This window comes from Lacticaseibacillus jixianensis, assembly GCF_003946485.1.
GTDB classification, from domain to species: Bacteria; Bacillota; Bacilli; order Lactobacillales; family Lactobacillaceae; genus Lacticaseibacillus; species Lacticaseibacillus jixianensis.
The window spans coordinates 20,370-28,157 of sequence record NZ_RHOJ01000032.1; the positions used below are offsets into that span (position 1 = coordinate 20,370).

Consider the following 7,788-nt stretch of genomic DNA (forward strand, 5'->3'; position numbering starts at 1 on the left):
GAATCTGACCGGAAGAAAAACATTGCGGCTTGTCATGGTTCTAAGCCGCGGTGTGCGCGACCCGAAATTGTATTCAAGGCTGGCAAGGCTTACAATTCGATTATCGTACGGTAATCTGGCTGACTGGGGGGGAGAGGCAATGAAGCTGCTGATCATAGAAGACGAGCCGGTCCTGCGGCAAAGCATGGTGAGCTTTTTCTCCGCCCAGTATCAGGTGACTGAGGCGGGCGCGCTTGCCGAAGCCAGTCAGGCGGTGGCGGCGGGCCCCGACACGATCATTCTGGACCTCACCCTGCCTGACGGAGATGGGCTGGCGTGGCTACACACCTGGCGGCCGCATTTGCCGGCGAAGGTGTTAGTGCTTACCGCAAACGATCAGGAGCAGGCCGAACTAGCCGGGTTGCAGCTGGCCGACGATTTTGTGGTGAAGCCCGTCAGTCTGGCGGTGCTGGCTGCCCGGCTGGGTAAGTTTTGGCCCGATGCCCCGGTGCGGCTCGGCGAAGTCGCGGTCAACCTGGTGAGCGGCCGGGTGACGAAGGCCGGCGTCCCGGTCACGCTATCGGCGACGGAGTGGCGCCTCTTGAAGTATTTGGTGCAGCACCGCGGCCAACTGGTCAGCCGCGAGCAGCTGATCGCCGGGTTGTGGGATGCGCGCGAGGCCTTTGTGGCCGACAACACGCTGACGGTGACCATCAAGCGGCTGCGCGAAAAGCTCGAGACCAAGCCGACTGCGCCGCAGCTGATTCGAACCATCCGGGGAGTGGGGTACTTTCTTAATGACCAAACCTGAAGTGCGCAGTATCGCTGAACTGGCAGGCGTCCTGGCCGTGATCCTAACATTGACCTGTGGCGCGTTGACGTGGCTGAGTCCGAACTTGGGACTTGGCCTTTTTGGCGTCTGGCTGCTTGGGGTGAGTGCGATCGCATTCTTTTCCTATCGGTGGAGTCGCATGATCCGGCAGCGGCTGGCCGCGATCGAGGACCAGCTTCGCAGCGCCCGCTTGGGTCAGGCCGACTACCAGATGACGCTCAACGACGAGGGCGCGTTTTCGGCGCTGCACAACGAGCTTTTCCACTACGTTCGCCAGACTGAGGCGCTGCGTGAGGACTTACAGCGCGATCGCGATCAGCTGACGGTGGCGATAACGGATATCGCCCATCAGCTGCGGACTCCCATCGCCGCGGCGACTAACCTGAGTGAGCTGTTGACGACTGCGAATACGGCAGCAACGCGAGAAGAACTGCTAGTTCAGAATCGCCGCCTGGCGCAACTGGTCGAGCAGCTGATCTTGCTGGCTAAGGTGGACACGCATACGCTGAGTCAGCGGCGCGCATCGGTTAGCCTGGACACCCTACTGAGGGCCAGTCTCGCGCCGCTTTTGCCAGTGGTGGCCGACCGGCACGTGACGATGAAGTGGCAAGTCGCCCCTGACCTGACCGTCAACGTGAATCAGCGGCTGATGCAGGAGGCACTGATCAATTTATTCAAAAACACCTTCGAGCACGCACCAGCCGATTCACTGGTGACGGTGACGGCGGCAGCCACGGCAATTTCTACGATCGTGACCATCATCAACGAGGGCCCGGCCATTCCTGAAGTGGACCTGCCGCACCTGTTTGAACGATTTTATCGCGGCAGCCAAAGCGCGCCGAACAACCTTGGTGTGGGGTTGGCGATTGCCCAAGGAATCATTGCGGCGGGGGATGGTCGACTGACCGTGGAAAATGAGACAACTGGTGTCAGCATGCGCGTAGAATGGTTTCGCTAGTCACTGAGTTGTCACTTTCGCCGGGTAGTATTCAAGCTGGAGGTGAGGATGATGGCAATCCTAACTGCAACGAACTTAGTTAAAAAATATCCCGGTGAGGATCAACCGGCGCTGGACAACGTCAGCCTGAGCATTGAGCCGGGTGAATTCACCGCGGTCGTGGGCCCGTCTGGCTCCGGCAAGTCGACCCTGCTCCACCTTCTAGGCGGCGTGGATCGCCCGACCAGCGGCACGGTACAGCTATACGATACCGACTTGTATCAGCTTAACGAGACCCAACTGGCTATTTTTCGCCGGCGCCAAGTTGGGCTGATTTATCAGTTTTACAATTTGATTCCCAGCCTGACGGTGGCTGAGAACATTACCCTGCCGACCGAACTTGATGGCAAAACGGTTCCAGACGAACGGCTCAACGCGCTGCTGATCCAATTGGGCTTGGCCGCGAAGAGAGACAGCCTGCCGGGCCAGCTGTCCGGCGGTCAGCAGCAGCGCGTCGCAATTGGCCGGGCCCTAATCAACCAGCCGGCGATCGTTCTGGCAGATGAGCCGACCGGTAATCTGGACCAGCGCAACTCCCAGGAAATCATGCGGCTTTTGCACGCCGCGAACGTTCAGCAGGGCCAAACCATCATTGTGATTACTCATGACCCTCAAGTCGCCGCTCAGGCCAAACGGGTGCTCACCATCACCGACGGCCGCCTGACTGAAGGGGCGTGAGCAGATGGGCATCATCACCAAACTCAGCTGGCGCAGCTTAAGAACCGAACGCAGTCGCACCCTGATGACGATCGGCGCGATGACCATTGCGGCGACGCTCATGGTCGCGTCGCTGGTCGGGCTGCGCAGCTTGCAGACGACACTGTATGACCTCGAGCTCAGCAATACCGGCGGCATGGTGGCCAACTTTCCGGCTAGTCCTGCCAGCACGGTCAAGCGGCTCGCGGCCGAACCGGCCTTTGCCAAAACCCTGCGCTATCAGGTGGACGGCAAGACGATCGTGGGCGGAAAAACGCACACCAAGATCACCGCCTCATTGCCCACGACCAGCTTAGCGATAGGCGACTGCAAGCAGTTGAAACCGTTGCTGTATAGCGGCCGACTGCCGCGTAAGGCCGATGAGGTTTTGTTGTCTGCTGAGCTGATCAGCAAAAAGCGGCAGGTGGGACAGCGAATTTCCATCACCGTTGCCGGGCGGACGGCCCAGTACCGCATCGTGGGGACGGTCTCGCCTTACAGTCGCACTTATTTTCCGACGACTGGTGTTCTAAGACTGGTGCCTAAGCTGACGGGAAATCAGTCTCTCGCGGTTTTGACCAAATCTCCTGTCAACGTGCGCCATCGGCTTGGGGCACTGGCGGCTGCCAACGGGTTGAACTCCAAGCAAGTTGACTATAACAGCATGGCGCTGTCAGTCATGGGAGAAGCAAACCAGTCGCGCAGTGTCAGAACCATTCTGGCGGTACTCGTCATTATCTTGGCGATTATTGGTGCTGTGTCTTTGACCTTGATTTACACCAGCATTAATCTCAGCGTGAAGGCACACCGTCAGCATTACGGTCTTCTGCGTTCATTGGGGACCACGCCAAAGCAGCTGCGTCACCTGGTGTATTGGCAGGGGGTCGCGCTTGCTGTGCCCGCATTGGTACTTGGCGGGGTGCTTGGCATTGGCGGCCTGAGTCTGACGTTTCATTTTCTTAATGGCATGATGCACAGCAGCGAGCTGCCGCTGTCCTTGGTGCTGACAGTCGACTGGCTGCCGCTGGTCATCGCGGCGGTGTTCCTGATCCTCATCACTTTGCTGGCGGCAGCCCGGCCGGCTTTTCGCGCCAGTCGCGTGACGCCGATAGCAGCGATTCGCGCGCTGGAGCCAAAGCCCAAGTTAGCCAAGCGCAAGCTGAAAAGTACTTGGTTGATGAAGCACATCAAGCAGCCGCTTCTCCTGCTGGCGGCTAAATTCAGCCGGCGGCAAGCGGGGCGGACGACCATGCTGGTCACATTGACCATCACCGTGATGCTTTTTGTCGGCTTAACCGGCTTTGTTGGCAATATTTGGCGCAATTATGCCGCACCGGAAAATGCCGATATTATTGCCGAAATCACTGGCAAGGGGGACCAAACTCAGGCGGCGAAACGTCTTCTGCACCAGACCGAGGGCATCAAGTCGAGCCTGGCGGTTCAAACCGCTAACTTGGTGATCAATGGTTCAGGCCCAAATGCTGGGAAGGCCGTCAAGCTCGCGGTGGTGAGTAACCACGTGGCCCAGGCAGATTTTGCCGGCCATCCCACCTTGCTTAATACGAAGATCCAGGTTGGAACGGGGAATAAAGCCCAGGAGCGCTGGCTGATCAAGGCGAAATCTGGTCAGACTTTGACGTTTTTGTCGGGTCAGGCGTCTGCCCATCAAGCAGGTCAGCCAATTCGCGTGGTGGTCAAGCCGTTAGCTGATCAGGCCCGCTTTAAGCTGTTTGAAACATACGGCTACCCGCTATTGGTCCTATCCGCCACCGATTATCAGCGCTGGCAAAAAAAGCTGGCGGTCGCGCCAGGTGATTTAAGCACAACGCTGATGGCAAAGTTAGCACGTCCATCGGCTCACACCGCGCTGGTTCAGGCCATCAAGGCGCGGTTTGGCAAGGTGCAGATCACCGATATTGTGGCGGACAATCAACAGGCCGTGGCGGTGACCACGGCAGTCAAGGTGGGGGCGTATGGATTTATCACGCTCATTGCCCTAGTCAGTTTGGCGACGGTCATCAACCATACCTTTGCTAATCTGCTGGAACAGCGGCGCGGACTGGCGATGCTTCAGTCTATCGGGACGACGCCGAAGCAGCTGGTGTTGATGCAGACGGTCCAGTACGGTCAGCTGTTCTTCCAAGGTTGGCTGCTGGGCAGCGGCCTCGGGCTAGGGCTGGCCTGGCTGTTGTATCGCGTGATGGCGAGCGGTGCCGTTGGGATCCAGCTGATCTGGCCGCTGCCGCAAATTACAGTGGTGGCGCTCGCCTTGACAGTAATCACTTTGGTCTTCGGTGCTGTGACATGGCGGATGCTCGCCCAGCAAGATATCGATCAGCTGATTCGCGCGGAGTGATCGTCAATTACCCATTAGAAATCAGGCGCTGTCCCCAGATCATGGGACAGCGTCTTTTGGTTGGCCAGCGCATGGTCGCTTGAAAAGGCTGCGGCCCAATGATGACACATAGTCAATTCTGGCCAAATTTGAAAAGTCGGGTTGCAAGTGCTTACATTCACGAACCTGGGGAGCCTATAATTGAGGTGTTGGATAGTTAGAATGAGCCGATCATTGACGTGGTATGACTGATTGTTTCCAGGTTGTGAAGCGACCAGCCCGGCCGGCAGATAATCGGTGTCGCATCAGTCGCTGAGTTCGAGGAGGTAAGTTTAGTGAAGCTGTTAGCTATCGTGGGGAATAACGCTAGAGTGTCGTACAACCGGAAGCTGCTGGCATACATGCAGCAGCGCTACGCCAATCAGGCCACGATCGAGTGCCAGGAGATCCGTGACCTGCCGCTGTTTAACGAGGATCTGTTGCACCAGTTTCCGACCAGTGTGAAGACGCTGATCGCCAACGTGGAGGCCGCCGATGGCATCATCATCGCGACGCCGGAGTACGATCATTCGATGACGGCCAGTCTCAAAAGCGCGATCGAGTGGTTGTCATCCAGTTATCATTCGCTGGCCGGCAAGCCGGTGATGATCGTCGGCGCGTCGTACGGCATGCAGGGCACGGTGCGGGCCCAGATGGACTTGCGCCACGTCCTGGACGCGCCAGGCGTTGACGCGTTCGTCATGCCAGGCTGCGAATTCATGCTGCCGAACTGCCAGGCGGCGTTTGATAAGCAGGGCGCGTTGACCGACGCCAAGACCGTTAAGTTTTTGGATCAGTGTTTTAAAAAGTTTCAGGCATTCATTCGCATGATTGGGCACGCGTCCAAGGAGGAGAAACACATGAGTCAAGTTAAAACCATCAATTGGGATGCCACTTATGATGTGGTCGTACTCGGGTTCGGCGGCGCCGGGGCCACGGCTGCGCGGTTTGCCGCGGATGCCGGGGCCAAAGTGCTGCTAGCCGACTCCGCGCCGGAAGGCCACGAAGGCGGCAACACGCGCTACGCCGGCCAACTGGTCGGGTCCGGCGAGGATTTTGACCGGCTGAAGGCCTACTACAAGAAAATGTCCGAGCCGATGGACCTAGACGAGGATATGATCGACACCTATGTGGACGGCATGGTCCACATGCGCGATTACATGAAGCGTTACTTAGGCGTTGAGCCGTTTAGCGTCGCCCACGACTGGGACAACAGCAAGGGTGACCTCAGCGGCATGGTGCACGAGTTCCCTGAATACCCAGGCAGCGATGCCTACGATATGCTGCTGGTTCATGATGGCCTGCTCGATGCGCAGCTGTGGAAAGTGCTGAAAAAGCAGGTCACCGACCGCGCACAGGCGATTGACGTTTGGTACAGCTCACCGGTTGAGCACTTGCTGCAGGCCGAGGACGGCACCGTGATCGGCGCGCAAATCGAAAACGACCATATCCTGAAAAATATTCGCGCGGTCAATGGGGTCGTGCTGGCCACCGGCGGTTTTGAAAACAACCGGAAAATGGTTCAGGACTACCTCGGTGCCGCGCACCTGGCGCCAGTTGGCTCGATGTATAACAAGGGCATTGGCGTCAAGCTGGGCGAAGAAGTCGGTGCGCAGATGTGGCACATGCAAAATTACGAATCGCTTGGGCTCCTGCACGGGATGACCATCGCTACCAAGCCTGGCGAGCGCGGCCGGCTGTTGCAGGGCTGGCCGCACATGGCTGACGGCAGCGTCTTTGTCGCCGGGGATGACGGCAGCCGCTACTTCAACGAAGCCGAGGCCAACCGTCATGGCCACATTTACTATCACGGCGACTGGAAGGTGCCAGTGGCCAATGACCACCCGCACCTGATCTTCGACGCCACTCAGCTGGCCGAGTTCCAGCAGGCGGGTGTGACCGGCGTCGACCTCGATGCGGTGACCATCAAAGCGGATTCGCTGGCGGATCTGGCCAAGCTGATCGGCGCCGACCCGAAGATTTTGACCAAGACAGGCGAAAACTTTGCCCGCTTCATCGAACTTGGTGAGGATTATGCATATGGCCGCGACCCAAAGACGATGCGCGCGTTTGACGACGGCCCGTACTACGCGATCGCGCTTGAACAGGTCATGCTGAACACGCAAGGCGGCCCGCAGCGTAACACGCGCGCCGAGGTGCTGGATCCTGACAACCAACCGATCCCGAATCTGTATTCAGCCGGTGAACTTGGCGGGATCAACGTCAATAACTACCAGGGGGGCAACAACCTCGCCGAGTGCCTGATCTGGGGTAAAATCGCCGGCGAAAATGCGGCCCGGCCAAAAGGCGGCGTAAAGGCCGCGCCGGTTAGCCAGCCGGCGGCGACCACACCAGATGCCTCGACTGGGGCCTCTGAGCAACAAGCAGACGCGTCGACCGGCGCCTCTGAGCACCAGGCGACCTCCAGTGTGACCGCGTATTCGCAGACCCCCACGGCAGACTATCCGGTCGGCCCGGACCAGTACATTGGGGTGAGCGATAACGGCATGGGCGACCGCCTGGTAGTGCGGGTGACCTACAAGGATGACAAGATCCAAAACGTCGAAGTCATGCAGCAAAGCGAAAGCGGAGACGTCGGCCTGAAAGCCATCCACGAGCTGCCGGCCAAAATGGTCGCAGCCAACACCCCGGAAGTCGACGCCGTGTCAGGGGCTTCGGTGACCAGCAACGCCTTGAAGGAAGCCGTGGCGCAGGCGGTTGCTAAGGCCAAGGGCGAGCAATAACTAGTATCCAATATTGGGCGGATTGACAGTCTAAAATTGTTCACCTAGTCGAAGAGGCCGAGACATAATTCTCGCCCAAAAGAAAAAGTCCTGAGAATCCGAATAATACGGAATCTCAGGGCTTCTTTTTGTGGGCACAGCGCCCATTCTCTGCTAACCTTAACTT

Annotated in this window: 5 protein-coding genes; all 5 read left to right on the forward strand. The window is 58.3% G+C overall.

The genetic code is table 11. The features are described 5' to 3' along the window. The first annotated feature begins 139 nt into the window (after positions 1–139). Positions 140–790: a response regulator transcription factor gene (locus EKM85_RS10460; protein WP_125586685.1), complete on the forward strand. Its 651-nt coding sequence runs from the start codon at positions 140–142 to the stop codon at positions 788–790. Continuing rightward, positions 777–1,769: a sensor histidine kinase gene (locus tag EKM85_RS10465; protein ID WP_125586687.1), complete on the forward strand. Its 993-nt coding sequence runs from the start codon at positions 777–779 to the stop codon at positions 1,767–1,769. The genes EKM85_RS10460 and EKM85_RS10465 overlap by 14 nt, the downstream gene beginning before the upstream one ends. A gap of 51 nt (positions 1,770–1,820) precedes the next feature. After that, entirely contained in the window at positions 1,821–2,486 is a 666-nt protein-coding gene (locus EKM85_RS10470) for an ABC transporter ATP-binding protein (RefSeq protein ID WP_125586689.1), read from the forward strand. A gap of 4 nt (positions 2,487–2,490) precedes the next feature. Continuing rightward, positions 2,491–4,860 carry an ABC transporter permease gene (locus tag EKM85_RS10475; RefSeq protein WP_125586691.1) on the forward strand — a complete coding sequence of 790 codons (2,370 nt, stop codon included), beginning with the start codon at positions 2,491–2,493 and terminating at the stop codon, positions 4,858–4,860. 314 nt (positions 4,861–5,174) lie between these two features. Continuing rightward, complete coding sequence (locus EKM85_RS10480; RefSeq protein WP_125586692.1) at positions 5,175–7,622, forward strand: NAD(P)H-dependent oxidoreductase; 2,448 nt, start codon at positions 5,175–5,177, stop codon at positions 7,620–7,622. Positions 7,623–7,788: the final 166 nt, after the last annotated feature.